This is a genomic window from Streptomyces sp. 549, assembly GCF_030124175.1.
Lineage (GTDB): Bacteria > Actinomycetota > Actinomycetes > Streptomycetales > Streptomycetaceae > Streptomyces.
In genome coordinates this window covers 74,305-100,585 of record NZ_JASKMT010000020.1, presented here as the reverse complement: position 1 = coordinate 100,585, position 26,281 = coordinate 74,305, and the positions used below count along the sequence as shown (strand labels likewise).

24 protein-coding genes, 1 tRNA gene and 1 riboswitch are annotated in these 26,281 nt (G+C 71.6%); of the genes, 15 read left to right on the top strand and 10 right to left on the bottom strand.

The window, feature by feature from the left end:
- Window positions 1-469: 469 nt before the first annotated feature.
- Window positions 470-619: riboswitch (cyclic di-AMP (ydaO/yuaA leader) on the top strand.
- A 3-nt stretch (window positions 620-622) separates the two neighbouring features.
- The 5 genes from QNO07_RS20665 (at window position 623) to QNO07_RS20645 (ending at window position 5,319) form a co-directional block, all read left to right on the top strand.
- Window positions 623-1,312 (top strand): LysM peptidoglycan-binding domain-containing protein, encoded by a 690-nt coding sequence (locus tag QNO07_RS20665; RefSeq protein WP_283993697.1) that lies wholly within the window; start codon window positions 623-625, stop codon window positions 1,310-1,312.
- Between the two features lie 336 nt (window positions 1,313-1,648).
- Complete coding sequence (gene eno / locus QNO07_RS20660) at window positions 1,649-2,929, top strand: phosphopyruvate hydratase (RefSeq protein ID WP_283993696.1); 1,281 nt, start codon at window positions 1,649-1,651, stop codon at window positions 2,927-2,929.
- A 109-nt stretch (window positions 2,930-3,038) separates the two neighbouring features.
- The gene (locus tag QNO07_RS20655; protein ID WP_283993695.1) at window positions 3,039-3,515 is read left to right on the top strand and encodes an FtsB family cell division protein; all 477 of its coding nucleotides are present in this window, start codon (window positions 3,039-3,041) and stop codon (window positions 3,513-3,515) included.
- Window positions 3,516-3,697: 182 nt separating this feature from the next.
- Complete coding sequence (locus QNO07_RS20650) at window positions 3,698-4,306, top strand: DUF501 domain-containing protein (protein ID WP_283993694.1); 609 nt, start codon at window positions 3,698-3,700, stop codon at window positions 4,304-4,306.
- A 62-nt stretch (window positions 4,307-4,368) separates the two neighbouring features.
- Entirely contained in the window at window positions 4,369-5,319 is a 951-nt protein-coding gene (locus QNO07_RS20645) for a Ppx/GppA phosphatase family protein (protein WP_283993704.1), read from the top strand.
- A gap of 50 nt (window positions 5,320-5,369) precedes the next feature.
- On the opposite strand, the gene QNO07_RS20640 is transcribed toward QNO07_RS20645, so the two are convergent.
- Both QNO07_RS20640 and QNO07_RS20635 read right to left on the bottom strand, forming a co-directional pair.
- Window positions 5,370-5,639: a type II toxin-antitoxin system RelE family toxin gene (locus QNO07_RS20640; protein WP_283993693.1), complete on the bottom strand. Its 270-nt coding sequence runs from the start codon at window positions 5,637-5,639 to the stop codon at window positions 5,370-5,372.
- A complete protein-coding gene (locus QNO07_RS20635; RefSeq protein ID WP_283993692.1) occupies window positions 5,636-5,908 on the bottom strand; it encodes a type II toxin-antitoxin system Phd/YefM family antitoxin in 273 nt (90 codons plus the stop codon). The genes QNO07_RS20640 and QNO07_RS20635 overlap by 4 nt, the downstream gene beginning before the upstream one ends.
- Window positions 5,909-6,324: 416 nt before the next feature.
- On the opposite strand from QNO07_RS20635, the gene QNO07_RS20630 reads away from it, so the two are divergent.
- Window positions 6,325-7,713, top strand: coding sequence for an NAD(P)/FAD-dependent oxidoreductase (locus QNO07_RS20630; protein ID WP_283993691.1), 1,389 nt, complete (start codon window positions 6,325-6,327; stop codon window positions 7,711-7,713).
- Window positions 7,714-8,005: 292 nt separating this feature from the next.
- A complete protein-coding gene (locus QNO07_RS20625) occupies window positions 8,006-9,304 on the top strand; it encodes a class I SAM-dependent methyltransferase (protein WP_283993690.1) in 1,299 nt (432 codons plus the stop codon).
- 55 nt (window positions 9,305-9,359) lie between these two features.
- Here QNO07_RS20625 and QNO07_RS20620 read toward each other — a convergent pair whose 3' ends face one another.
- Together QNO07_RS20620 and QNO07_RS20615 are read right to left on the bottom strand one after the other, a co-directional pair.
- Window positions 9,360-9,968, bottom strand: a complete 609-nt coding sequence (locus QNO07_RS20620) for a hypothetical protein (protein ID WP_283993689.1) — start codon at window positions 9,966-9,968, stop codon at window positions 9,360-9,362.
- 270 nt (window positions 9,969-10,238) lie between these two features.
- Complete coding sequence (locus QNO07_RS20615; RefSeq protein WP_283993688.1) at window positions 10,239-10,733, bottom strand: hypothetical protein; 495 nt, start codon at window positions 10,731-10,733, stop codon at window positions 10,239-10,241.
- Between the two features lie 745 nt (window positions 10,734-11,478).
- Between QNO07_RS20615 and QNO07_RS20610 the strand changes: the two genes are divergently transcribed.
- Window positions 11,479-11,649: a hypothetical protein gene (locus QNO07_RS20610; protein WP_244189907.1), complete on the top strand. Its 171-nt coding sequence runs from the start codon at window positions 11,479-11,481 to the stop codon at window positions 11,647-11,649.
- Here the strand turns inward: QNO07_RS20610 and QNO07_RS20605 are convergent.
- Window positions 11,636-12,157: a pyridoxamine 5'-phosphate oxidase family protein gene (locus QNO07_RS20605; RefSeq protein ID WP_283993687.1), complete on the bottom strand. Its 522-nt coding sequence runs from the start codon at window positions 12,155-12,157 to the stop codon at window positions 11,636-11,638. The genes QNO07_RS20610 and QNO07_RS20605 overlap by 14 nt on opposite strands.
- A 935-nt stretch (window positions 12,158-13,092) precedes the next feature.
- Window positions 13,093-13,178, bottom strand: a tRNA-Leu gene (locus QNO07_RS20600).
- Window positions 13,179-13,513: 335 nt separating this feature from the next.
- Between QNO07_RS20600 and QNO07_RS20595 the strand changes: the two genes are divergently transcribed.
- Both QNO07_RS20595 and QNO07_RS20590 read left to right on the top strand, forming a co-directional pair.
- A complete protein-coding gene (locus QNO07_RS20595; RefSeq protein ID WP_502961895.1) occupies window positions 13,514-14,332 on the top strand; it encodes an ABC transporter ATP-binding protein in 819 nt (272 codons plus the stop codon).
- A gap of 261 nt (window positions 14,333-14,593) precedes the next feature.
- Window positions 14,594-17,134: an ABC transporter permease gene (locus QNO07_RS20590; protein ID WP_283993685.1), complete on the top strand. Its 2,541-nt coding sequence runs from the start codon at window positions 14,594-14,596 to the stop codon at window positions 17,132-17,134.
- 148 nt (window positions 17,135-17,282) lie between these two features.
- Here the strand turns inward: QNO07_RS20590 and QNO07_RS20585 are convergent, their stop codons facing one another.
- A complete protein-coding gene (locus QNO07_RS20585; RefSeq protein ID WP_283993684.1) occupies window positions 17,283-18,287 on the bottom strand; it encodes an SGNH/GDSL hydrolase family protein in 1,005 nt (334 codons plus the stop codon).
- 194 nt (window positions 18,288-18,481) lie between these two features.
- Between QNO07_RS20585 and QNO07_RS20580 the strand changes: the two genes are divergently transcribed.
- Window positions 18,482-19,870, top strand: coding sequence for a cystathionine beta-synthase (locus QNO07_RS20580; protein WP_283993683.1), 1,389 nt, complete (start codon window positions 18,482-18,484; stop codon window positions 19,868-19,870).
- A gap of 316 nt (window positions 19,871-20,186) precedes the next feature.
- Window positions 20,187-20,615 carry a VOC family protein gene (locus QNO07_RS20575; protein ID WP_283993682.1) on the top strand — a complete coding sequence of 143 codons (429 nt, stop codon included), beginning with the start codon at window positions 20,187-20,189 and terminating at the stop codon, window positions 20,613-20,615.
- A gap of 684 nt (window positions 20,616-21,299) precedes the next feature.
- On the opposite strand, the gene QNO07_RS20570 is transcribed toward QNO07_RS20575, so the two are convergent.
- Window positions 21,300-21,728 carry a hypothetical protein gene (locus QNO07_RS20570; protein ID WP_283993681.1) on the bottom strand — a complete coding sequence of 143 codons (429 nt, stop codon included), beginning with the start codon at window positions 21,726-21,728 and terminating at the stop codon, window positions 21,300-21,302.
- A gap of 125 nt (window positions 21,729-21,853) precedes the next feature.
- On the opposite strand from QNO07_RS20570, the gene QNO07_RS20565 reads away from it, so the two are divergent.
- Window positions 21,854-22,696, top strand: a complete 843-nt coding sequence (locus QNO07_RS20565; protein ID WP_283993680.1) for a MurR/RpiR family transcriptional regulator — start codon at window positions 21,854-21,856, stop codon at window positions 22,694-22,696.
- A 47-nt stretch (window positions 22,697-22,743) separates the two neighbouring features.
- Here the strand turns inward: QNO07_RS20565 and QNO07_RS20560 are convergent, their stop codons facing one another.
- Entirely contained in the window at window positions 22,744-23,001 is a 258-nt protein-coding gene (locus tag QNO07_RS20560) for a hypothetical protein (RefSeq protein WP_502961896.1), read from the bottom strand.
- Between the two features lie 155 nt (window positions 23,002-23,156).
- Here QNO07_RS20560 and QNO07_RS20555 point away from each other — a divergent pair, with 155 nt between their 5' ends.
- Complete coding sequence (locus QNO07_RS20555; protein WP_283993678.1) at window positions 23,157-23,390, top strand: DUF4287 domain-containing protein; 234 nt, start codon at window positions 23,157-23,159, stop codon at window positions 23,388-23,390.
- 162 nt (window positions 23,391-23,552) lie between these two features.
- Here the strand turns inward: QNO07_RS20555 and QNO07_RS20550 are convergent, their stop codons facing one another.
- Window positions 23,553-24,386: a Bax inhibitor-1/YccA family protein gene (locus QNO07_RS20550; protein ID WP_283993677.1), complete on the bottom strand. Its 834-nt coding sequence runs from the start codon at window positions 24,384-24,386 to the stop codon at window positions 23,553-23,555.
- Between the two features lie 260 nt (window positions 24,387-24,646).
- Here QNO07_RS20550 and QNO07_RS20545 point away from each other — a divergent pair, with 260 nt between their 5' ends.
- Window positions 24,647-25,867 (top strand): acetyl-CoA C-acetyltransferase, encoded by a 1,221-nt coding sequence (locus QNO07_RS20545; RefSeq protein ID WP_283993676.1) that lies wholly within the window; start codon window positions 24,647-24,649, stop codon window positions 25,865-25,867.
- Window positions 25,868-26,281 lie beyond the last annotated feature (414 nt).

Sequence of the window (26,281 nt, the reverse complement as noted above, 5' to 3'; positions counted from 1 at the left end):
GGGGGGGGGGGGGGGGGGGGGGGGGGGGGGGGGGGGGGGGGGGGGGGGGGGGGGGGGGGGGGCCGGGGGGGTGCGTCGGGGCGGCGCCGGGAGGTTGAACGGGTGAGGCATCACACATCCGCGGGCGGCTGCCGCGATGAGCAGCCGGCATCGCCGGGGCGTTCTGGAGGGTGGCGGATGATGCCGGAGGTGCCCCGGGAGGGTGCTGGGAACAGTTGCCGCGCATACCCGCAGTCCGGCAGAAGTGTGATGATCCTCATCCAATACGGTCGGCGCGTCACCATTCCGGACAGGCTGCCCGGCCGGACGACCTGCGAAGACACACCTTTTGATCCGTCAAGTCGCCCCCATCGGCGGTATCCGACGGTTCTTGAACCGTGCCTCGCCGTGTGCTTAACGTCGATCCCGTTCGCCAATGCGGACACCGACGACCGTCACGCCGAATCCTGCCGGCGGCCGTCGGAAAACCGTCGCGTCAGCGCCGTAGGCAGGAGCGGGGGACCCAGGTAAGTGCCGCCTCGGCGGCTTGGGGTGAAGTCCGGCGCCACACCGGTGCCGGGCCGGGCGTCTCACCGCCCGAACCCGACAGCTCACCTCGCAGGCGTCGGTGAGGAAGAATGAAATGCTCTTCTCCAGCAAGGGTCGTCGTAGTCGTTCCACCAGCTTCGTCCAGGCAGCGGCGCTGGCCGGTGCAGCGGCTGTCGCCGTCCCGCTGATGGGTGCCACCGGCGCCCAGGCGGCGTCCGTCGACACCTGGGACCGCGTGGCCCAGTGCGAGTCCGGCGGTAACTGGTCCATCAACACCGGCAACGGCTACTACGGCGGCCTGCAGTTCTCGCAGTCCAGCTGGGAGGCCGCGGGCGGCACCAAGTACGCGTCCCGCGCCGACCTCGCCTCCAAGGGCCAGCAGATCGCCACCGCCGAGCAGCTGCTCGCCATACAGGGCCCGGGTGCCTGGGGCTGCGCCGGAGCCGGCAACCTGACCTCCGGTGGCGCCAAGCCCAACGTCGACACGGGCGCGCAGAGCAACCAGGGCAACCAGCAGAGCCAGCAGAACAACCAGCAGAGCCAGCCCGCCCAGCCGGCGCAGCCGCAGCAGTCGCAGCCGCAGCAGCCGCGCGAGGCCCAGCCGCAGCAGCCGTCCCGCTCCGGCAGCGACCGCGGCGGCAACTACACCGTCCGCTCCGGCGACACGCTCGGCACGATCGCCGCCGCGCACGGCACCCAGTGGGACAAGGTCTACGCCGAGAACAAGGACGTCGTCGGCGGCGACCCGAACCTGATCTTCCCCGGTCAGAAGCTCAACGTCTGACCTCCGCCACAGGCGGCGCAGCAGCGGCACCCGGCTTGACCCGGGTGCCCGGCGCGGTTCCGGCGGGAACCGTCCACGCCCGGCCCCACGGTCCTGCCGACCGTCGGGGCCGGGCGTGCGCCGTCTCGCCGCCGTCCCGTCGGCCGCCCCCTCGGGAGAGAGCGGCCCGCCGCTTTTTCTTCAACACCGGAACAAAAGTTTCTCCTGCCGGTGATCACCTCTGAGCTGCGGATTCATCGGTCGTTCGGGTCCACGACACGGACCGGAGCCCCCGTCCGGGCCGCGAGACCGTTAGGCTCTCGCATCAGTAGTCGGACACACCCCAAGGAGATGCTCGTGCCGTCCATCGACGTCGTCGTAGCTCGCGAGATCCTCGACTCGCGAGGCAACCCCACGGTCGAGGTCGAGGTCGGCCTCGACGACAGCAGCACCGGCCGTGCCGCTGTCCCCTCCGGCGCCTCCACCGGCGCCTTCGAAGCCATCGAGCTGCGTGACGGCGACAAGAGCCGCTACGGCGGCAAGGGCGTCGAGAAGGCCGTGCTCGCCGTCATCGAGCAGATCGGCCCTGAGCTGGTCGGCTACGACGCCACCGAGCAGCGGCTGATCGACCAGGCGATGTTCGACCTGGACGCCACCGCCGACAAGTCCTCGCTCGGCGCCAACGCCATCCTCGGCGTCTCCCTCGCCGTCGCGCACGCCGCCTCCGAGGCGTCCGACCTGCCGCTGTTCCGCTACCTGGGCGGCCCCAACGCGCACCTGCTGCCGGTGCCGATGATGAACATCCTCAACGGCGGCTCGCACGCCGACTCCAACGTGGACATCCAGGAGTTCATGATCGCGCCGATCGGCGCCGAGTCGTTCTCCGAGGCGCTGCGCTGGGGCACCGAGACCTACCACGCGCTGAAGGCGGTGCTCAAGGAGCGCGGCCTCGCCACCGGTCTCGGCGACGAGGGCGGCTTCGCCCCGAACCTCGGCTCCAACCGCGAGGCGCTCGACCTCATCCTGGAGGCCATCCAGAAGGCCGGCTACACCCCGGGCCGCGACATCGCGCTCGCCCTGGACGTCGCCGCGTCGGAGTTCTACAAGGACGGCTCCTACGAGTTCGAGGGCCAGACCCGCACCGCCGCGGAGATGACCGACTACTACGCCGAGCTGGTCGCGGCGTACCCGCTGGTCTCCATCGAGGACCCGCTGTACGAGGACGACTGGGACGGCTGGAAGACCATCACCTCCCGCCTGGGCGACGCCGTGCAGCTCGTCGGCGACGACCTGTTCGTCACCAACCCCGAGCGCCTCCAGCGCGGCATCGACGAGCAGTCCGCCAACGCGCTGCTGGTCAAGGTCAACCAGATCGGCTCGCTGACCGAGACCCTCGACGCCGTCGAGCTGGCCCAGCGCAGCGGCTTCAAGTGCATGATGTCCCACCGCTCCGGCGAGACCGAGGACGTCACCATCGCCGACCTGGCCGTCGCCACCAACTGCGGCCAGATCAAGACCGGCGCCCCGGCCCGCTCCGAGCGCGTCGCCAAGTACAACCAGCTGCTGCGCATCGAGGAGATCCTCGACGACGCCGCCGTGTACGCCGGCCGCAGCGCCTTCCCGCGCTTCAAGGGCTGACCCGCCCGAGGACGGATATCGGCGGTACTACCGCCCGTCGCCCCCGCGTCCCGGTTCACGGTCCCGTACCGTGAGCCGGGACGTAGACGTAGCGACTCCTGGAGGCGATGTGGCCGCGGACCGGGACCGGTTCTCCACCGCGACCAGACTCAAGGCACTCGGCGAGGAGGCCGCGGCCAAGGTCTACCGCGCCCAGGACCGCCGCCTCACGGCCCCCAGGCGCAGCCGCCTCACCGGCCGTGCCGCGCTGCTGGCCCTGGTGATCTGCTCGATGGTGGTGGCCCTGGCCTACCCGATGCGGCAGTACGTCTCCCAGCGCTCGGAGATCGCCGACCAGCGCCGGCAGGCGGCGGAGGCCCGCAGCGAGGTGGAGCGGCTGCGCAAGGAGCGGGCCCGCTGGGAGGACCCGGCCTACGTCGAGCAGCAGGCGCGCCGCCACCTGCACTACCTGCGCCCCGGCGAGACCGGCTTCATCGTCGAGGACGGCAGCGCCGACCCCCGGCGGCCCACCGACCGCCGGGCCGCCGACCGGGCCTGGTACAACAACCTGTGGGACGGCGTGGACACGGCGGACAGCCGCCGCTGACCCGGCGCGTCCCTGCCGCCCGCCCGGCTGGGCGACAATGAACGGCGAACCGCCGCACGGCCGCCGGTCCCGTGCCGCGCGCCGCTCACCCGGGCGCCGCCCGGGGGGACCGCGCCCTCGGGCCGCGCCCCGACCAGCCGACCACCCGACACAGCACAGAGAGCGAAGAGAAGCCACCCCGCATGGACACTCCGCCGCCCCCGACCCCCTCCACGCCGCCCACCGACGCGGACGTGGCCGCCTTCCGCGAGCAGCTCGGCCGCCCGCCGCGCGGCCTGCGCGCCATCGCGCACCGCTGCCCGTGCGGCCGGCCCGACGTCGTGGAGACGGCACCCCGGTTGGAGGACGGCACGCCCTTCCCCACCACGTACTACCTGAGCTGCCCGCGCGCCGCGTCGGCCATCGGCACGCTGGAGGCCGACGGGGTGATGAAGGAGATGACCGCCCGGCTCGCCGAGGACCCGGACCTCGCCGCCGCCTACCGCGCGGCCCACGAGGACTACCTCGCCCGCCGGGACGCCATCGAGGTGCTGGAGGGCTTCCCGAGCGCCGGCGGCATGCCGGACCGGGTGAAGTGCCTGCACGTGCTCGTCGCGCACTCCCTCGCCGCCGGGCCGGGCGTGAACCCGCTCGGGGACGAGGCCCTGCTGATGCTGCCCGAGTGGTGGCGCAAGGGCTCCTGCGTGACGGGCGGTCAGGACGGCTGCGCGCAGCCGCCGTCCGGGACGCCGGACGGCGGCGAGTCGGCTTCGGGGCGGCCGGACGCCGGGCAGCCGGGGGCCGTCGGATGAGCGCCGCGGCAGGCAGCGGGACGGGCGCCGGAGCGGGCGCCGGGGCGTCCGCAGCGGGCGGGCTGACGCGGGTGGCCGCGATCGACTGCGGCACCAACTCCATCCGCCTGCTGGTCGCCGACCTCGACCCGGCCACCGGCCGGTTCGAGGAGCTGGACCGTCGGATGGAGGTCGTCCGCCTGGGGCAGGGCGTGGACCGGACCGGCCGCCTGGCGCCCGAGGCGCTGGAGCGGACGTTCGCCGCGTGCCGCACCTACGCCGAGGTGATCCGCTCCCTCGGTGCGACCCGGCTCCGCTTCGTCGCGACCTCCGCGTCCCGGGACGCGGACAACCGCGACGAGTTCGTGCGGGGCGTCAAGGAGATCCTGGGCGTGGAACCGGAGGTGGTGACCGGCGACCAGGAGGCGGCCTTCTCGTTCACCGGCGCCACCCGCGAACTCGCCGGGTCCGCGCACGCCGGGCCGTGGCTGGTCGTGGACATCGGCGGCGGCTCCACCGAACTGGTCACCGGCGACAGCGCGGTCCGGGCGGCCCGCAGCGTCGACATCGGCTGCGTCCGCCTGACCGAACGTCACCTCGTCCGCGACGGCGCGGTCACCGACCCGCCCACTCCCGAGCAGGCCGCGGCCATCCGCGCGGACATCGAGGCCGCGCTCGACGAGGCCGCGGAGGCGGTGCCGCTCGGCGAAGCCGCCACCCTGGTGGGCCTGGCCGGCTCGGTGACCACTGTCGCCGCCGTCGCGCTCGGCCTGGGCACCTACGACCCGGCGGCCATCCACCACGCGCGGGTCCCGCTGGACCGGGTCCGCGAGATCAGCGACCGCCTGCTGCGGTCCACGCACGAGGAGCGCGCCGCGATCCCCGTCATGCACCCGGGCCGGGTCGACGTGATCGCTGCGGGAGCCCTCATCCTGCTCGCCGTCATGGAGCGGACCGGCGCCCGCGAGGTCGTCGTCAGCGAACACGACATCCTCGACGGCATCGCCTTCTCCGCCGCCGACCCCACCGGCTGACCGCCACCGCCCCCGCGGCCCGCCCGGAGCGGGGGTCGCAGGGGACGGCGTCAGAGTCCGCGACAGAGGTCGCGCCGGTCACCGACCTTGACCACGAGCACGACGAGTGCATCGTCCTCGATGCGGTACGCCACCCGGTGGCTGCCCACACGGAGTCGGTACAGACCGGATGGGCCGGCAAGCTTCCGGATGTCGGCGCCCTCGCGGTAGGGGTCGTCGCCGAGTGAGGTGAGAGCCGTCAGGATGCGCATGGCCACTGGGCGTTCCAACGCGCGGAGTTGCCGCTGGGGGGCGGCGGTGAACCGGAAGGCGTACTTCACGCCGCACCCCGGTCGGGCTCGGCGAACAGATCCGCCAGCAGCTCCGCCATCGTCACCGTGCCGCCGCCCTCCGCCAGCACCGCCTCGGCTTCTCTGGCCAGCAGCACATCGGCTGCCTCCTCCAGCGCCTCGTACTCCGCGATGGGCACGACGGCCGCCACCGGGAGGCCGTTCCGGGTGATCACTGTGGGCATGCCCTGCTCGGCCCGGTTGATGTGGTCGGCCAGCTGGGCACGGGCTTCTCGAACCGTCACGCTGTTCTCCGTCATGACTCCAGTGTACGCGGATCCGTGTACACAGGGGCCTGGTCAGGTAGGCGAAGGGGGCCCTGGAGGGGGTTGGACGACCCGCCTCGGAGAAAGTTCGTGAAGTTCTTCACAAGAGAAAGTGCCCTGGTGGGCCCGATTTCGACCGTTGAACCGTTGCGAGCCGCCCTCGTAGCGCGCGGCGCGCTGCGGTCACGTGTGGACCAGGTGTCGATCGGAAGTCGCGCCTGAGCCTTCGGTGGTGATTCGTGTGGCAATCAGTGCAGCTCACAACGGGTTACCCAACGGTTGGAGGTTGCCCCTGGTTCCCCGATCGCATGTGGCGCCGCTCACGGGGCGGGGGAGTGTAACAGAGGTGGGGAAGGTGCTTGTGAAGGGGCTCACGAGCGACCCCCCAGGAGGTGCTGGATACTCGAATCATGAGCACCACGGAGCGTCCTCGAATCCTCGTAGTGGGTGGCGGGTACGTCGGTCTGTACGCAGCGCGCCGCATCCTGAAGAAGATGCGCTACGGCGAGGCGACGGTCACCGTCGTCGACCCGCGGTCGTACATGACGTACCAGCCCTTCCTGCCCGAAGCCGCAGCCGGTTCCATCTCGCCTCGCCACGTCGTCGTCCCCCTGCGTCGTGTGCTGCCCAAGGCGGAGGTCCTCACCGGCCGCGTCTCGACCATCGACCAGGACCGCAAGGTCGCCACGATCACGCCGCTCGTCGGCGAGTCGTACGAGCTGCCTTTCGACTACCTGGTGATCGCGCTGGGGGCGGTCTCCCGCACCTTCCCGATCCCCGGCCTGGCCGAGCAGGGCATCGGCATGAAGGGCGTCGAGGAGGCCATCGGCCTGCGCAACCACGTGCTGGAGCAGCTGGACAAGGCCGACTCCACCACCGACGAGGAGGTCCGCCGCAAGGCGCTCACCTTCGTCTTCGTGGGCGGCGGTTTCGCCGGTGCCGAGACCATCGGTGAGGTCGAGGACCTGGCCAGGGACGCCTGCAAGTACTACCAGTCGATCAAGCGCGAGGACATGCGCTTCATCCTGGTGGACGCCGCGGACAAGATCCTCCCCGAGGTCGGCCCGCAGCTCGGCAAGTGGGGCCTGGAGCACCTCCAGAACCGCGGTGTCGAGGTGTACCTCGAGACCTCCATGGACTCCTGCGTGGACGGCCACGTGGTGCTGAAGAACGGCCTGGAGGTCGACTCCAGCACCCTCGTGTGGACGGCCGGTGTGAAGCCGAACCCGGCGCTGGCCCGCTTCGGCCTGCCGCTCGGCCCGCGCGGCCACGTCGACGTCGAGCCCACGCTCCAGGTCAAGGGCACGGACTACATCTGGGCCGCCGGCGACAACGCCCAGGTGCCGGACCTCGCCAGCCGCAACGCGGGTGTCGAGAACGCCTGGTGCCCGCCGAACGCGCAGCACGCGCTGCGCCAGGCCAAGGCGCTCGGCGACAACGTCATCTCCGGCATGCGGGGCTTCCCGCAGGGCGACTACAAGCACGCCAACAAGGGTGCGGTGGCCGGTCTGGGCCTGCACAAGGGCGTCGCGATGATCGTCCTGGGCAAGACCAAGATCAAGCTCAAGGGCCGCCTCGCCTGGTACATGCACCGCGGCTACCACGGCATGGCCGTGCCGACGTGGAACCGCAAGATCCGCGTCTTCGCCGACTGGACGCTCGGCATGTTCCTCAAGCGTGAGGTCGTCTCCCTCGGTGCGATGGAGAACCCCCGCGAGGAGTTCTACGAGGCCGCCAAGCCGGCCCCCGCCCCGGCTGCCGCCGGTGTCGGGGCGAAGTCCAAGGCCAAGGCCTCCTAGGGCCGGGCAGCCGAGCAGTACCGACGCCGAAGGGGCGTGAGCCATCCGTGGGGCTCACGCCCCTTCGGCATGCCCGTTCGCTCCTTCACCTGCCGCTGCCCGGGCGGGGGGCCGCTGCCGGGCAGCGCCCACGGGCGCGTGCGGGGGGCGCGTGAGGTGCGTGGGAGGCGGGCGTGCCGAGGGTGCGTCAGAGGGCTGCGGAGGTCGGCGCGTCGAGGTGGAATCACCCGGCGCGGGGACACGCCCGGTGCCTACTCTGACTTCGGAACCCACCGAGCGGAGGTGCGCCCCCATGACCGCAGCCGATCGCGTCCGCGCGCTCGCCGAGACGGCGCTGGGCAGTGCTCTGCCCCTGCGCGTCCGCGCCTGGGACGGAAGTGAGGCGGGACCACCTGAAGGCCCGGTGCTGGTGATCCGTCACCGCAGGGCGCTGCGGCGGCTGCTGTGGCGGCCCGGCGAGCTGGGCGCCGCCCGTGCGTGGGTGGCCGGCGACCTGGACGTGGAGGGCGACCTCTACGAGGCGCTGGAACGGGCCACCGGCCTGCTGTGGCTGGTCCCCGAAGAGCACGCGCCCCGAGGTTCCCGGCTTGCCGCCACCGCGCGGGAGATGCTGGCCCTGGCCGGCCCGATGCCGCCCCCGCCGCCGCCCCCGGAGGAGGTGCGCGGCCACTTCGGAGCCCGCCACAGCAAGCTCCGCGACCGGCGCACCATCCGCCACCACTACGACGTCGGCAACGACTTCTACCGCTGCGTCCTGGGCCCGAGCATGGTCTACTCGTGCGCCTACTGGACGGACGGCGGCACTCTGGAGCAGGCGCAGCACGACAAGCTCGACCTGGTCTGCCGCAAGCTGGCGCTGCAACCCGGCGACCGCCTGCTCGACGTCGGCTGCGGCTGGGGCTCGCTGCTGCTGCACGCCGCCGGGACCTACGGCGTGCGGGCCACCGGCGTCACGTTGTCCCGCGAGCAGGCCGCCATGGCCCGCAAGCGTGTCGCCGAGGCCGGTCTCGCCGACAAGGTGGAGATCAGGGTCCAGGACTACCGCGACGTGGACGACGGCCCCTACGACGCCATCGCCTCGCTGGGCATGGCCGAACACGTCGGCTCCGACCAGTACCGGCTCTACGCGGACCAGCTGCACGCCCTGCTGCGGCCCGGCGGCCGACTGCTCAACCACCAGATCGCCCGCCGCCCCCACGCCCGCGAGCGCGCCTACCGGCTGAACGGCTTCATCGACCGCTACGTCTTCCCCGACGGTGAACTGTCGCCCGTCGGCCACACCGTGAGCATGCTGGAGCAGGCCGGGTTCGAGGTCCGCGACCTTGAGTCCCTGCGGGAGCACTACGCGCTGACGCTCCGCGCCTGGGTGGGCAACCTGGAGGCGGCCCTGGCCCGCCCGGCCGCCCCCGGCGCGCCGGGGGCGGTCCGCCTGACGAACCCCGGCCGGGCCCGCGTCTGGCGGCTCTACATGGCGGCGTCGGCGCTGTCGTTCGAACGCAACCGGATCGGCGTCAACCAGGTGCTCGCCGTGCGCACCCCGTCCTCAGGCAGCTCCGGCCTCCCGCTGCGCACCCGCGACTGGCGGTCCTGAGCCGCCGGGGGGAGGGGCGCAAGCGGGCGCGGGCCGCCCGCTGCCACACCCGTTGTCAGGTCTGCCAGAGGAACACGGCCCGCAGGCAGGCCCGGCACACGAAGCCGTAGCCGCAACCACCGCCGCCGAAGTTCACCGCCGTCTTGTGGTCGTGGCCTTCCTCCCACTGCGCGGCGAACTCCATCGGCGCCGAGCAGCCGGGGCAGTCCGGTGTCTCGTCGCCCTGCAGCCACGACGGCTCGCCGCCGACCTTGCCGAGCGCGTCCCGCAGGCCCCGCCCCGGCGCGTCCGCCCACTGCCTGGACGCGTCGGAGTAGGTGGGCGCGTCGACCGGCGTGCGGTCCATGCCGCTGACCTCGGCCAGCAGGGTCGGCCCGCCCTCGGGGACCTCGGCGGGCCGCAGCCCGTCCCTGCCGTACAGCAGTGCCCGGTTGCCGCCCGCCCACGGGTCCCACTCCTCGCAGGCGCCCGGGTCGGACTGGCACATCCACACCGCGAGCAGCAGCTCGTCGCCCACCAGCAGGTGGGCGACGAACTGCATCGGCCCGTTGCAGGTGGCGCACTCGGGCCAGTCCACCCCGGACGGGACGAGCGGGAGACCGCCGGTCCGGTCGGCGAGCGACCGTTCGTCGGCGGGTCCGGCATAGGTCAGCAGCGTCTGCATGTCGGCACAACCTTCGCGGTTCGAGGAGGGTTCGAGGGCGGCTCTGGTTCGAGGACAGCTGTGCATGTACCGTGCCGAGCCCGGAACATGCCTCTTCTCCAGTCTTCCAACGTAGCAGCGGCGATCCGGGACCCCGCCCGATCCGGGCCCGCCCGTCCCGGCGCCTCGCGGCTCTCTCCGGCCACCGCTTCACCCACCCGGGGAACGCGTGTGCCGGTCCCGGGTTGACGGTGCCCGGACGGGTGAACGCGAGGAGGCTTCCGGGCGCTCCTAGGCGTCGTGGATGACCAGCTTCAGTTCGGCGAGCACGAGCTTCCTGGGTCCGGGGTGGTTGTGCGCGACCCGCAGGGCGAGGGGCGTTCTCGGCGAGACGAACATGGCCCACGCCTTCGTGAAGCACTGGATGCCGATCGATCTTGGCCTGTGGTCGGTGGCGGTCGTGTCCACCGGGTTGGGCCCGAAACCGAGGGGATCGCGTACGAACTGGTCGCGCAGCTCCGTGTACCTGCCGTCCTCCCAGTGCACCATCGCGTACAGCGAGCCCCACCCCTTGTGGCTGGGCCATATCAGCCCGGACCTGTCGTCCTTGTCCCATGAGCGGATGGTGTGTCCGTTCGGCTGCCGCAACTGGTGCATGCCGTGAGCGTCGTGCGGCTCCGGGCTGCCGAACGGGAAGCGCACGATCGTGTAGGACCCGCTCGGGACGATCTGCGCCGACGCGCGCTTGAGCGAGCACACCTTGACCTTGCCGGCTGTCTCTGTCACGTGGTGCCTGCCTTCTCTGGCTTCGGGGCGGGCCAGGTCGCCTCCCGCGCCGGGTCGGCGCGGGAAGCCCCGGGCGGTGAGCGAGGCCAAGGCGGTCGGCCACCGGGAAGTGGCGAAGAAACGTCAGCCGTCCGGGTGTCCGGCGCCTCGGCCCAGTTACTCAGGCTCGTACATCACCTGGTCGACGAGCTTGCTCGCCCCTTGTTTCGCGCCGGCTGGGCGCTGTCGGCCCACGTGCGACGCCGAACGGCCGAGTCCGCCGTCGACCACCGTTTGGCCGACCGCGCGCTGCTGGGCTCCGGCGCCATGCGCTCCATGGCCTCATCGCAGCCTAGGACCCCGCACGTCCTGCAGAGCCACGTGGAGACCACCGGTCCGTCCTCCCGGGCCGCCTGGGCGGTCAGGTGCAGGCCGAGCTGCGGCGTGTTGCAACCGGAGCAGCACGCGGGCGGTTCCTCCTCCGCCTCCAGGCAGGGCAGGCACACCTCGCGGTTGTAGCCGGGCCGGTGAAAGCGGGAGTTGTCTCGACGAACACGTCCCGGGTGCCCCCGCAGGAACAGCACTACATCGGCGTGCTCACTGGTCTCGGTCCTCAGCAGCCCGGACGGCGAGTAGCCCCGCGCGCACCAGGGCCGCTACGTCTCTTGGCGCACAGAGCTGAGCGGCCGAGTAGCGGCCCGGACCTGAAGGCGCTGCTCGACCTCGGCGAAGGGGGTACTCCCTGCTCGAACGCAGCGAAGCGGAGTTGAGAGCTTGGGGGCGGGGCAGCCTCGGGTCGCTGCTGTACCGGCGGGCGCTGGGCGAGGCCGTCGCCACGGCGCTGGCGGTACGCGACGGCGCGCCGTCGACCGGCCCCGCACCCACGTACGCGCAGGTGCAGGCCCTCGTCGACGGGCCCGGCGTCACGTGCCGGTGAGCTTGTCGAGGTCGGGGGCGTAGACGGTCATCCAGTGCGGGTTCAGCCGGTAGTAGACGACTTCGCGGTTCCAGTCGAAGGCGTCGTCGTCGCCGTAGAAGTCCTTCAAGTAGGCGAGGAGTTCCTGCCAGTCGGCCGTGGTCTCGGCGTCCTCGGGGTTCATCTCCTCCACCGTGCCGTGGGTGAACACGCCGAGGTCCTCGCCGCGCATGTGCGCGACGCTGGCGGCCGGACGGGCCGCGAGATGACGGGCCTTGGCGGCGTTGCGCGCCGTGCCGAAGTGCCACCGGCCGTGCAGGAAGTGCCCGTCGGCGCCGCTGATCCGCGGTTCGCCCTTTGCGGTCACCGTGGAGAGGGCGAGCGTGCACATGCCGGTGAGGGCCCCGGTGAGCTGCGCCGCCGTGATGGTGCGGCCCTCGACGATCGAGCGGAGGTGTGCGGTCGAGCCGGAGAGGGAGGAGTCGAGGAGGGACTGGAGCTTGTCGAGTTCTTCTGGGGTTTCGCGCATACGTCCATCGTCAGCCGTAAACCCGACACCCTCTGTCGTCATTGACGAAGCAGCGGTGAGGTTGCTCCGCGCGGGTTGCGCTCGGTGCTGCGTGGATGGCGACAGGTGGGGGACGAACGCCGGGACATGTTCATGTATTCGCGGTTGATTGACGAGCTGTGATGCCGTTGGTCCTGCTGTCAGGCCGCACGACGCGGTGTTCCCTTGAACTGATTGAGCAGCCATGATGTGCCGCCGTGACGGATTTCGTGGTTCCTCTCGCCATCGCAGTGATCGGGTTAGTGGCAACCGGCTTGGGAGCGGTTGTCGGGGCGCGGGCAGCTAAGTCAGGGAGCACGCGGTGACAGCGGATGCACGCCCCGGGCAGACACCCGCGCGTTCGACCCCCGACCCGCTACACCACTCGGCGGGACACCATCCCGAGTAGAGCGGCACGCACCAGTGGGAGCGAGCGGTCCCCGGCTCGGTACAGTCCACGGCCGGGACGCCGAGATAGGTCCGCGCGTCCAGGCACTCCGTGCCGGGGAAGTCCGTCGCCCTCCACCGCGTCGCGGAGGTAGGCGTTCAGGGCATTCGGCTCGTCGGTGCCGGCGGCGGCGTGGACCAGACCGGCCGTAATACGTACGGCGGTCATGATGCCGCCGCACGCGAGTAGCGTGATGCCGTGTTCCGACCATTCACGGCGGGCCTGCCGCCTGTCCGACGCGGCGGTGAGCAGCCACGAGGCTGCTGCGGCCTCCCGATCCACCCGGCGCACGACGTGAGCCACGGAGTCGCTGATCCCGGTCACTGGGACACCTCCCGAGACAGCGGGTGGGTGGGCACTTGGTCTCGGCGGCCCAGCGCGTCCGGTTCGTGCTCCCACGGTGTTCCAAGGCCACGAACCAGTGGGTTGGAGTTCGGTCTTTTCCCCAGCTCAGAGCCACAGTGAAGAGTGGTGCCCGGAGCCGGACTCGAACCGGCACGGCCACGTAGGCCAACGAGGTTTAAGCTCGTCGTGTCTGCATTCCACCATCCGGGCACCGGCTTCGGGACCGTGAGCGTGTGCGTTCGGTCCGTTACGGGGTGCAGGTCGAGCCTATCGGGGTCCGCGACCCGAACGGCGGTGCGAGCAAGCGAGGTTGTCTTGATTTGCGGGCAACTGATGCGGCGTCATCCGTCCCCTCCGGCCTCGCGTGCCACGCTGGGAACGGCCCGGCTCTGAGGAATGTCGCAAAACAGCCCTCTGCGGCCCCTGGGGGGACCCTCCGGGGAGAGGTCATCCCCAGGTAGGACACCGGGCGCCGGGTGTACGTCGCAGGGGTCCCCCCAAGACGGGCGCGTGGGCTGATCCCCGCAGCCGATCCCGGGGACAGGATGGAGTCGTCCACTCAGCCAGCCCGACAGGAGTCGAGTTCCGTGACCACCACCACCCAGCCAGGCGCCACCCTCACCGGCGTCGCCGCCGCCCGCGCCCAGGACCTGTCGAAGGTCTACGGCACCGGGGAGACCCAGGTGATCGCGCTGGACCAGGTCTCCGTCGACTTCCGGCAGGGCCAGTTCACCGCGATCATGGGCCCTTCCGGGTCCGGCAAGTCCACGCTCATGCACTGCATGGCCGGACTCGACTCGGTGTCCTCCGGCTCCGCCCGCATCGGCGACGTCGAGCTGACCGCGCTGAAGGACAAGAAGCTCACCCAGCTCCGCCGTGACAAGATCGGCTTCATCTTCCAGGCGTTCAACCTGCTTCCCACACTGAACGCCCTGGAGAACATCACCCTCCCGATGGACATCGCCGGCCGCAAGCCCGACAAGGAGTGGCTCGACCGGGTAGTCGAAACGGTGGGTCTCGCCGACCGCCTCAAGCACCGGCCCAGCGAGCTGTCCGGCGGCCAGCAGCAGCGGGTCGCCGTCGCCCGGGCCCTCGCCTCCCAGCCCGCGATCATCTTCGGCGACGAGCCCACGGGAAACCTGGACTCCCGCTCCGGCGCCGAGGTGCTGGGCTTCCTGCGCAACTCCGTCCGCGAACTGGGTCAGACCGTCGTCATGGTCACCCACGACCCGGTCGCCGCCGCCTACGCGGACCGGGTGATCTTCCTCGCCGACGGCCGCATCGTCGACGACATCGCCGACCCCACTGCGGACGCCTTGCTCGAACGGATGAAGGGCTTCGACGGCAAGCGCCGCACCACCTGACCCGGAAGGACCTGCCAGGACCTGCCAGGACCCGTCAGATCCGCTCTGACTCCGTCTGACCCACGGGCCTGCCAGGACCTGCCCGACCCGTCAGGAGCCACCTGACCCGCCTGCCCGACCTGCCCGGCCCGTCTGATCCGTCAGGGGCCCGGCCCGTCGGGGCCGTCCGGCGCGCCACGAGAAGCAGCGCCGGCCGGGTGAGCGGTCAGGCCGCTGCCGCTGCCATCCGACCCTGCCGCCCTCCACCTCCAGGACTCCCGCATGCTCCGTACCGCCTTGCGCAACGTGCTCGCGCACAAGGCCAGGCTGCTGATGACCGTGCTCGCCGTACTGCTCGGCGTCGCGTTCGTCTCCGGCACCCTGGTCTTCACCTCCACCGTCTCCGACGCCTTCCAGAAGAGCTCCGAGAAGGGCTTCGACCACGTCGACGTCGCCGTCCAGCCGGGTGCCGACGCCGACTCCGACGCCCGGACGCCGGTCGACCAGGAACTCCTGGACAAGGTCGCCGCGCTGCCCGGCACCGACCAGGCGACCGGCACGATCTCCGGCTTCGCCGCGCTCGCCGACAAGAAGGGCAAGCTGGTCGGCGAGGGCTGGGGCACCACCGGCGCCAACTACTACGCCGGGGCCGACGGGCAGGCCGAGGACGGCCGCTACCCGATGAAGGACGGCCGCGCCCCCCGGCAGGAGGGCGAGATCGCGCTCGACGCCAAGACCGCCGAACGCACCGGCTACCAGGTCGGCGACACCGCCCGCCTGTCGGTGGACGGTCCGGTGCGTGAGGAGAAGGTCGTCGGCGTGTTCACCACCGACGACGGCAACGTCGCGGCCGGCGGCACCCTGGTGCTCTTCGACACCGCCACCGCGCAGAAGACGTACGCCGAGCCGGGCGACTTCAGCGAGATCACCCTCTCGGCGGCCGCCGGCACCTCCCAGGCAGAGCTGCTGTCCCAGGTGGAGAAGACGCTGCCGGACGGGGCCGAGGCGGTCACGGGCAAGAAGCTCGCCGCCGACCAGTCCGCCGCCATCGAGCGGCAGATGAGCGGCATGCAGACGGGCATGCTCGTCTTCGCCGGCATCTCGCTGTTCGTGGGCGTCTTCATCATCGCCAACACCTTCACCATGCTCGTCACCCAGCGCACCAAGGAACTCGCGCTGCTGCGGGCGGTCGGTGCCAGCCGCCGCCAGGTGACCCGTTCGATCCTGGTCGAGGCGACGGCCGTCGGTGCCATCGCCGGTGTCGCCGGTCTGGCCGTCGGCATCGCCATCGGCGCGGGGCTGCGGGCGCTGATGGGCACGCTCGGCGCCACCGTGCCCGACGGACCGCTGATCGTGCCTCCGAGCGCCGTGATCGCCTCGCTCGCCGTCGGTGTGGTCATCACCGTGCTGGCGGCCTGGCTGCCGGCCCGCCGGGCCGCGAAGATCCCGCCGGTCGCCGCGATGAACAGCGTCCACGCCACCGCGTCCACCCGCTCCCTGGTCATCCGCAACACCATCGGCTCGGTCCTCGCCGCCATCGGCGTGCTGGTCGTGCTGTGGGGCACGACCCTCGACACGGACGCCGCCACCATGCCCATGGGGCTCGGCGCGGCGGTCCTGATCATCGGCGTGTTCGTACTGACGCCGCTGCTGTCCCGGCCGATGATCGCCGCCGCCGCACCCCTGCTGCGCGTCTTCGGGATCTCGGGCAAGCTCGCCCGGCAGAACGCAGTCCGCAACCCGCGCCGCACCGCCGCGACGGCCTCCGCGCTGATGATCGGCCTGACCCTGATCACCGGCATGACGGTCATCGCCGGCAGCGCCCAGGCAGCCATCGACAAGATGGCCACCGAGTCGCTGCGCGCCGACTACACGATCAGCATGGCCAACTTCTCCCGGCTCTCCCCCGACGTGGAGAAGAGCCTGGCCGACGAGGACCAGATCACCGCGATCAGCCCCCTGATCAGCTCCTCGGTGACGCTCGACGGCGACGCCGACAGCTGGGCGATGCTGACCGGGGTCAACGGCGCGGACATCGGCAAGCTCACCTCGATGGAGTTCACCGCCGGCTCGATGGACGGCCTCAGCGGCAGCAAGGTCGTCGTCGACCTGAAGACGGCCGAGGAGAACGGCTGGAAGCTCGGCTCCACCGTCCCGGTGACCTTCGAGGACGACAAGAAGGGCGAGCTGACCGTCTCCGGTGTCTACCAGGGCAACGAGATGATCAGCGGCGTCATGATGGACAACGACGCGCTCGCGCCGCACCTGAGCGAGCAGAGCGCCTCGCAGATCCTGGTGAAGACCGCGGGCGGCACCAGCGAGTCGGCCAAGGCCGACCTGGAGAAGGCCCTCGGGAACAACCCGGCGGTCCTGGTGCAGGACAAGAAGGACGTCTCGGAGTCCATCGCGCAGATGTTCACCCTGATGCTGAACATGCTCTACGGGCTGCTCGCCATGGCGGTGATCGTCGCCGTGCTCGGTGTGGTCAACACGCTCGCCATGTCGGTGTTCGAGCGGTCCCAGGAGATCGGCATGCTGCGCGCCATCGGCCTGGACCGCAGCGGGATCAAGAGCATGGTCCGGCTGGAGTCGGTGGTGATCGCGCTGTTCGGCGGTGTCATGGGCGTCGGGCTCGGCGTGTTCTTCGGCTGGGCGGCCGGAGAGGTCATCGGTTCGTCGGTGGACAGCTACGCGCTGCTGATCCCCTGGGGCCGCATCGCGATCTTCCTGGCCCTCGCTGCGATCGTCGGTGTGCTGGCCGCGGTCTGGCCGGCCCGCCGCGCCGCCAGGCTCAACATGCTCACCGCCATCAAGGCGGAGTGAGCGACGGGTGGGGGCGGCCGAAAGCCCGCCCCCACCCGCGAACCGGTGCCCGGCGCTCCCAGGGGAATCCCCGGGAGCGCCGGGCACCGGCGCGTTCGGAGCCTTCCCGGCGGGCGGGGCCGGCCCTGAGCCGGAGCCGCCGAACCGCTCAGCCGGTGCTGGTCTGCTCGGCGGGCGCCGGGTCCTCGGCGGTGAACCGCCGGCGGCGCCGGTGCCGCAGCAGCGCCCACGGCCCGCGGGCCGCGGTGACCTCGGTGCCGCCCTCCGAGACCGCCGCCGCGGCGGCCCTGGCCACCGGCAGCAGGCCCTCGCGGCGCGCGGTGTCCGGCTGGTCCTCGGCGTCCGGCCACAGGCCCAGCGCCGCGCACAGCGTCGGCAGCATGGCCATCGCGGCGGTCGCGTAGCCCTCCGCCGAAGGGTGGTAGTTGTCAGGGCCGAACAGCTCACGCGGGTTCGCCGCGAACTCAGGGCCGAGCAGGTCACCCAGCGACACCGTCCGCCCGCCCAGCTCCACCACGGCGATGGTCTGCGCCGCCGCCAGCTGCCTGCTCAGCCGCCGCGCCAGCCACCGCAGCGGCTGCCCCACCGGCTCCACCGAACCCAGGTCAGGGCAGGTGCCGACCACCACCTCGCAACCCGCGGTGCGCAGCCGCGTCACCGCGTCCGACAGGTGCCGCACCGAACGGGCCAGCGGCATGCGGCCGGTGACGTCGTTGGCGCCGATCATCACCACGCACACGTCGGGCACCTGCTCACGTTCGCCCAGCAGCACCGAAACCTGTCGTTCCAGGTCGTCGGACTGCGCACCGGGCAGCGCCACGTTGCGCAGCTCCACGGGACGCTCGCCGACCGCCGCGGCCCCGGACGCCAGCAGCGCGCCCGGCGTCTGCCGGGCCCGGTGCACGCCCTGGCCGGCCGCCGTGGAGTCGCCGAGGAACGCCAGCCGCAGCGGTGGCCCGTCCCGGTGGGCGAACGCCGCCCCGTACAGCCCGTCCGCTCTCGGCGGCACGTCGCCGGAGCCGCCCATCTTCCGCCGGGCCAGCCGCATCTCCGCCAGCAGCAACCCGATCGCGGCGCCGCTCAGCACTCCGATGCCGCCGCTCCCGTAAGCCGCGGCCGTAGCGATCCGCCGCGCAACCCTCGCCCTCGACATGTGTGTGGACCGCCTCCCTCTTGTGTGTCCTGCGGCCGGTCACGTGCCGTGTCCGGACGTGTTCGCGGCGCATCAGCTACCACTGTGTTGCCCCGCGCACCACAGCCTGCAACGCGACACTCGAGCGCGAGCAGCGCAATAGGCTTGCGGTAGGGTCCGCGACCGCGGCCACCCCCCTTAACGCGGAGACCACAGTGCAGTATCACGAGTCGATGATCGAGCTTGTCGGCAACACCCCGCTGGTCAAGCTGAACAACGTGACCTCACCCCACGGTGCCACCGTCCTGGCGAAGGTGGAGTACTTCAACCCCGGCGGGTCGGTGAAGGACCGGATCGCCGTGCGGATGATCGAGGCCGCCGAACGGTCGGGTGCGCTCCAGCCGGGAGGTGTCATCGTCGAGCCGACCTCCGGCAACACCGGAGTGGGCTTGGCGATCGTCGCCCAGCAGAAGGGCTACCGGTGCATCTTCGTCTGTCCGGACAAGGTGTCCCTGGACAAGATCAACGTGTTGCGGGCGTACGGCGCCGAGGTCGTGGTCTGCCCGACGGCCGTCGACCCCGAGCACCCCGACTCGTACTACAACGTCTCCGACCGGCTGGTGCGGGAGACTCCCGGTGCCTGGAAGCCCGACCAGTACAGCAACCCGGCCAACCCCCGCTCGCACTACGAGACGACCGGCCCCGAACTGTGGAAGCAGACGGACGGCCGGATCACCCACTTCGTCACCGGCATCGGCACCGGCGGCACGATCTCCGGCACCGGGCGGTACCTCAAGGAGGTCTCCGACGGCGCGGTGAAGATCATCGGTGCGGACCCGGAGGGCTCGGTCTACTCCGGCGGCTCGGGCCGCCCCTACCTCGTCGAGGGCGTCGGTGAGGACTTCTGGCCCAGCGCCTACGACAGCGAGGTCACCGACGAGATCATCGCCGTCTCCGACAAGGACTCCTTCCGGATGACGCGGCGCCTGGCCAAGGAGGAGGGCCTGCTAGTCGGCGGCTCCTGCGGCATGGCCGTCGTCGCCGCCCTGGAGGTGGCCGAGCGGCTGACGCCCGAGGACGTCGTCGTCGTCCTGCTCCCGGACAGCGGACGCGGCTACCTGTCGAAGATCTTCAACGACGAGTGGATGGCCGACTACGGCTTTCTGGAGGAGGGCGAGCCGACCGTCGCCCGCGTCTCCGACGTGCTGCGGCACAAGGAGGGCGCGCTGCCCTCGCTGGTGCACATGCACCCCGAGGAGACCGTCGGCGAGGCCATCGACGTGCTCCGGGAGTACGGCGTCTCGCAGATGCCGATCGTCAAGCCCGGCGCCGGCCACCCGGACGTGATGGCCGCCGAGGTCGTCGGGTCCGTGGTCGAGCGGGAACTGCTGGACGCCCTGTTCACCACCCGCGCCTCGCTCGGTGACGCGTTGGAGAAGCACATGAGCCCGCCGCTGCCGCAGGTCGGCTCCGGTGAGCCGGTCGGCGACCTGATGGCCGTCCTGGAGAGCGCCGACGCCGCCGTCGTACTCGTCGACGGCAAGCCCACCGGTGTGGTGAGCCGCCAGGACCTGCTGGCGTTCCTCGCCCGCGGCACCAAGTAGCCGCCTGCCCGGGTGGCCGCGCGGCCACCCGGGCCCCGCCCCTCGGTGGGCGGGACCCGCTGACGCATCCTCAGGCCGTGCGTGGTGCGGGGTCTTCCACGGCCCGTCGGGGCGTGCGGGGTTCGGCGTTGCCGCGGCGGGGGTGGGGGACTAGGGTCGCTCGGGTGACTGCCGGGTCGGCCATGGGCCACACACGAGTGAGGCGCCCGGCCCCGGCGTGAGCGCGGGGCGGGCCAGAGCCCCGCCTACTCCCTGTCGTTCTCCATGCGCCCAAGCGGCGCTCCACAGCGGACCACGACCTGGGGACACCTCTCACATGCCACATGACAAGCAGCGCCGATACGACGCCGGGGCGCCGGCTACCGCCGTCGAGCTGAACCACACCGTCGTCCACGCCGCGGACCGGCGACTGTCGGCAGAGTTCATCGCCGCGATCCTGGGTTTGGAGGTCGGCGCGCCCTTCGGGCCGTTCCTGCCCGTCGACCTCGGCAACGGCGTGACACTCGACTACTACGAGAAGCGCGACGAACCGATCCAGTCCCAGCATTACGCGTTCCTCGTGCCCGACGAGCACTTCGACGCCATGATCGGCCGTCTGGAGGCGGTCGGGGTCACCTACTTCGCCGACCCGAGCCACACCGAGCCCGGCCGGATCAACCGCCTGTTCGGCGGTCGCGGCGCGTACTTCGACGACCCGAGCGGCCACAACATGGAGATCATCACCCGGCCGTACGCCAGGCCCTGAGGGCTGTCCCGCCCGATCCAGCCGGTGGCGGCCACCACCTCGCCGTCGTCTTGCCGACACCGGCACGCCCTCCGATGAGCAGTACTCCCGGATCATCCATGGCAGGCAGCGTGCCAGCCCCGACCGCGTCACGCGTCCGAATTCGCTCCGCGCCCATGGCCGTAGCCCCGCCGTCCCCCAACAGCGGGATCTGCCGGGCGTACCGGCAGGGCGTCCCCGGGCCGGGGAGCAAGTGCCGCTGCCCAGAACGGGGTTCGGCCGATGGGCGCGGTCCAGCGCCGCCTCGGGACAGGGCGGGCGCACCCCGGGCGCACCCCCGCGACACCTGCCGGGTCGAAAACGCCTCGCAGGTGTCACGGTGCCGCAAAGCCGGGTTAACACCGGTCCGGCACAGTGGTGGGTGTCGGCAAGGAAGCCGGCGCGAACACGGCGCCAAGGACTACGGAGCGGCTCCCGGACCTCCCTGGCCGCCCGGACGTACCGCCCGGCCCTGACCCGGCGCTGCGTCCTTCGCGGGGACCGCCGTCGTCCCGCCCCTGGTGCTCGCACCGGGGTGCGGCGGTCCCCGCGCAACCTCGCCCCGGGCCCGCGGCCCACCCGGCCGGGCCCGCTCCTGGCCCGGCTCGCCCCTGTCCGGTCGGCTCCCGGTCCCGGCTCGCTTCCCGCCGGTTCACTCCCGCCCGTTCACTCCCGCCAGTCGGTGTCGCCCTTCGCCTGGTCGCGGCGGGCGAAGTGGAAGCGGTGCGCGGAGTGCACGGCGTTCACCCCGACGATGCCGATCCAGGCGATCACCAGGCCCGTCGTGCCCGCGTTCGCCGCGGCGAGGCCCGACAGCGGAATGGCCAGCACCAGGGAGATCGCCGCCAGGGCGAAGGCCGCCCCGATCCCGTCCAGGCTCTCGCTCACCGACCGGCGCGGGCCCTTCGACGCGACGACCATCTGCTGCTCCGCGACTTGGCGCCGCACCTGTTTGTCGAGCCTGGCCTCCAGACGCTGGTCCACCTTCTCCAGGAACGACTCGACCAGCTCGTCCTCGTACTCCGGCCCGAGCTCCTTGCGGGTCTGCAAGGTGGCGTCGAGCTCCTTCTTCAACTCAGGGTCAGATGAGCGCATGCCGACCACGCTAGGACGGGCCCCGGCATGCGGCACTGGGGTTAGCCCCCCACTTGTGCCGGCTGTATGGAGTCATGCAGAGTCAGGGTTCTCTGAATGATCCAGCGAGGGGTGAGGTGGGCGGCATGAGCGGCGCCGGGGCGCGGCTGCAGAGTCTCTTCGAGGGGCACCGGCTGACCCCCACCCAGCGCCGCATCGCGCACTGCATGGTGCGGCGGGCCGCGGACGCGCCGTTCCTGTCCAGCGTGGAACTGGCCGAACTGGCCGGGGTCAGCCAGCCGTCCGTGACCCGGTTCGCCGTCGCTCTCGGCTTCGACGGCTACCCGGCGCTCCGCCGCCACCTGCGGGAGGCGCCTGCACCTGCGGGCGGGTCCACCGACGCGGCCGGGCAGGAGCCCAACGAGTACCAGCAGGCGGTCCAGGCCGAGATCGACAACCTGCGCCTGCTCGCCGCCCAGCTCGCCGACCCCACTCCTGTGGTCACGGCCGGGCGGCTGCTGGCCGGCTCCCGGCCGCTGCCGGTGCTGGGCCTGCGGGCCGCCTCGGCCCAGGCCCGCGGCTTCGCCTACTTCGCCGCGAAGGTGCACCCCGACATCCGGCTGCTCGACGAGGGCGGCACCATGCTCACCGACCGCATCGACGCCGCCGTCCGGGCGGGGGCCACGGCCCTGCTGTGCTTCGCGCTGCCCCGGCACCCGCGTGAGGTGGCCGACGCGCTGGCCCACGCCCGCGACGCCGGGCTGCGCGTGGTCACGGTCGCCGACAGCGCCTTCGCGCCCGTCGCCGACCCGCGGGACGTGCTGCTGCCCGCCGCCGTGGGCACCGGCCTCGCCTTCGACACGGCCTGCGGCCCGATGCTGCTCGGACGGGTGCTGTTGGAGTCCATGTGCGACCACCTGCCCGACGCGCAGGCCCGCCTGGAGGAGTTCGACACCCGAGCGGCCGAACGCGCCCTCTTCCTGGAGTGACCCGCCGGCCCGGGCGCGGGGGTGCGCACGGGCGCGAGCGGGTGCCGTCAGCGCATGCGGGCGGCGGCGTCCCGCACCAGACGCAGGGCGTCGTCCAGCTCCGGTGTGCTGCCGGAGGTCCGCAGCGCCTCGGCCAGGTCATGACCCGCCACCGCCACCTGGTCGCCGACGGCGAAGGCACCGGCGTCAGGCACCTGCGGTGGCGGCTGCGGCACACCCTCCAGCCGCTGGGCTCGGGCCGCCAGAGCCCTCGCCAGCGCCAGCCCCTCAGCCGCCGCACCCCCGTTCAGGGCGCTCTGCGGCATCGCCCGCAGCCGCTCGGCGAGGCGGTCGACGGCGGTGAGCAGCGGGATCGGATCAGGCACGCGCGTCAGCCTATGCGCCTGGTACGCACTGTTGCCAACGGCCTGGCACTCGGGCACGGTGGCGGGAAGGCTCAGCGACGCGTCCGGAGGCGCCGATGTCCCAGGATTTCTCCGACGAGACCCATCAGAACCTGCTCTCCCGCATCCCGCAGTGCACCGGCCGACCCGTCAGCGACTGGCTTCAGGCGGTCGACGACGGGCCCGCCTTCTTCCGCTTCGAGGAGCGGGTCAGCTGGCTCAGGGGCGAGCACAACCTCGCCTACGGCCATGCGAAGGCCATCGTGCACGAACACGACCTGCGCCGCGGCCGGGCCGCACGCAAGTACTGAACCGTTCACCCTCCCCCCAGGCTCCCCCTCAGGGGTCGCCCGGAGGCGGGAAGCACCCGCTCAGGGCGCGCGAAGGGCCCGCGAGGCAGTGACTGCCTCGCGGGCCCTTGCGGTTGTACCGGTGAGCCTCTCCGCCGTCGGGCGGAGTTGCCGGTCCCGGGGTCAGTCCGACGCGAAGATCCAGGCCAGACGCAGGAACTCGAAGTAGATCCAGGCGAGCGTCACGGTCAGACCGAACGCGGCCAGCCAGGACTCCTCACGCGGCGCGCCGTAGGCGATGCCGTCCTCGACCTGCTTGAAGTCCAGCGCGAGGAACAGAGCACCGATGCAGACACCGGCGATGCCCATCAGGATGCCGACCCAGCCGGTGCGGAAGCCCATGCCGTCGCCCGCGCCGAAGATCGCGAAGCCCAGGTTCACCAGCGACAGGATCGCGTAGCCGATACCGGCGGCGATGGCGAACTGGGTGAAGCGGCGGTTCACCCGGATGATGCGCGTCTTGTACAGGAACAGGACGGCGGCGAACACCGCCATCGTGCCGATGACCGCCTGCATCGCGGCGCCGGGCACCCACTGGTTGATGATGTTGCTGACGGCGCCGAGGAACAGGCCCTCGAAGACGGCGTACGTCAGGATCAGACCGGGCGAGGCCTTGCGCTTGAACGACTGCCAGAACGCCAGACCCATCGCCACGAGGGCCGCGAGGATCGCGAAGCCCATCGGCAGGTTCAGGAGCCAGGCGACGGCCGCACCGGCGACCACGGTTCCAAGGGTGAGCGCGGTCCGGGAGACGACGTCGTCCATCGTCATCCGGTCGCCGGTCGGGGCGGCGGGCGGGAAGCCCGGGACGCCCTGCTGCGGCTGGGCGTAGGGGTTGTTCGCGTACGGTCCGCCCGCAGGTGCGCCCTGGGCGTAGGGGTTCCCGGCCTGCGGCTGCCCGACCTGGCCGCCCCCGTTGAACCTCCGACGCGAGAAGACCGGGTTGCTGCTCCTCATCTCACTCCTCCATGGCCGTACGGCACGGCCTTCACCACCAGAGTAATGGTTTCGCAAAGGCCGCACGCTAGTGCACTGCCTTGAACGAAGGAAAGGGCCTTTATTGTTCCGCGCCCGGCAGAGTGACGGAAGGAGCGACGCGGCCCTGCCTCCGGCCGCCGATCGGCTGCGAGCCGTGTCACACGCCGGGGGCCGTGACCTTCGCGCTACGCGCGGGTAGCTTCCCTGACAGTTGTGCACCCCCTTCTCCAGGAGCCGAGATGCCCGAAGCAGTCATCGTTTCTGCCGCCCGTTCGCCTATCGGCCGCGCGTTCAAGGGGTCCCTCAAGGACGTCAGGCCGGACGACCTGACCGCTGAGATCATCGCCGCGGCCCTGGCCAAGGTGCCGGAGCTGGACCCGCGCGACATCGACGACCTGATGCTGGGCTGCGGTCTCCCCGGTGGTGAGCAGGGCCACAACCTGGGCCGCGTGGTCGCCGTGCAGCTGGGCATGGACCACCTGCCGGGCTGCACCGTCACCCGCTACTGCTCCTCCTCGCTCCAGACCAGCCGCATGGCGCTGCACGCCATCAAGGCGGGCGAGGGCGACGTCTTCATCTCGGCCGGTGTCGAGATGGTCTCCCGCAGTGTGAAGGGCTCCTCGGACGGCATGCCCGACACCCACAACCCGCTGTTCGCCGACGCGGAGGCGCGTACCGCGGCCCGCGCGGAGAAGGGCGGCGAGGACTGGACCGACCCGCGTGAGGCGGGCCAGGTCCCGGACGTCTACATCGCGATGGGCCAGACGGCGGAGAACCTGGCCCGGCAGAAGGGCGTCACCCGTCAGGACATGGACGAGTTCGGCGTGCGCTCGCAGAACCTCGCCGAGAAGGCGCTCGCGGACGGCTTCTGGGAGCGCGAGATCACCCCGGTGACCACCCCCGACGGCACGGTCGTGTCGAAGGACGACGGTCCCCGGGCCGGCGTCACGCTGGAGGCCGTCCAGGGCCTGAAGCCGGTGTTCCGCCCGGACGGAATGGTCACGGCCGGCAACTGCTGCGCGCTGAACGACGGCGCCGCCGCACTGGTGATCATGTCGGACGTGAAGGCGCGCGAGCTGGGCCTGACGCCGCTGGCCCGCATCGTCTCCACCGGTGTCTCCGGCCTCTCCCCGGAGATCATGGGCTACGGCCCGGTCGAGGCGTCCAAGCAGGCGCTCTCCCGTGCCGGCCTGTCCATCGGCGACATCGACCTCGTGGAGATCAACGAGGCGTTCGCCGCCCAGGTGATCCCCTCCTACCGCGACCTGGGCATCGACGAGAGCCGCCTCAACGTCAACGGCGGAGCCATCGCCGTGGGTCACCCGTTCGGGATGACCGGCGCCCGCATCACCGGCACCCTGATCAACTCCCTCCAGTGGCACGACAAGCAGTTCGGCCTGGAGACCATGTGTGTCGGCGGCGGCCAGGGCATGGCGATGGTGATCGAGCGGCTCAGCTGAGCCGCAGCGGAGGGTAGGGGTTGCCCGAGGGGCGAGGGTGGCACCTGCCCGTAGCGGAGGTGGGCTGAGCGTGAGTGATGGGTGTGTGCGGCTCAGCTGAGCCGCAGCGGAGGGTAGGGGTTGCCCGAGGGACGAGGGTGGCACCTGCCCGTAGCGGAGACGTTCCTTTCCGTTACCACGCTCCCTCACCTCCACCTCTGCGTAGTGGAGTTACCCCTTAGTGTGACCGTCGGCTCGGCTGAGGAAACGGTCAACTGCCCCTTGTGTCCACCTATGTGACGTGAGTCACCGGGGATGCCGGGGTGAGACAGAAGCGCCCCCAGGATGTGATGTTTCCCCTGGGGGCGCTGCGTTTTGCCTGGTCAGAGGCATGTGGACTTTGGGGGTCCGTTTTTCGACTGCCCCATATATGGC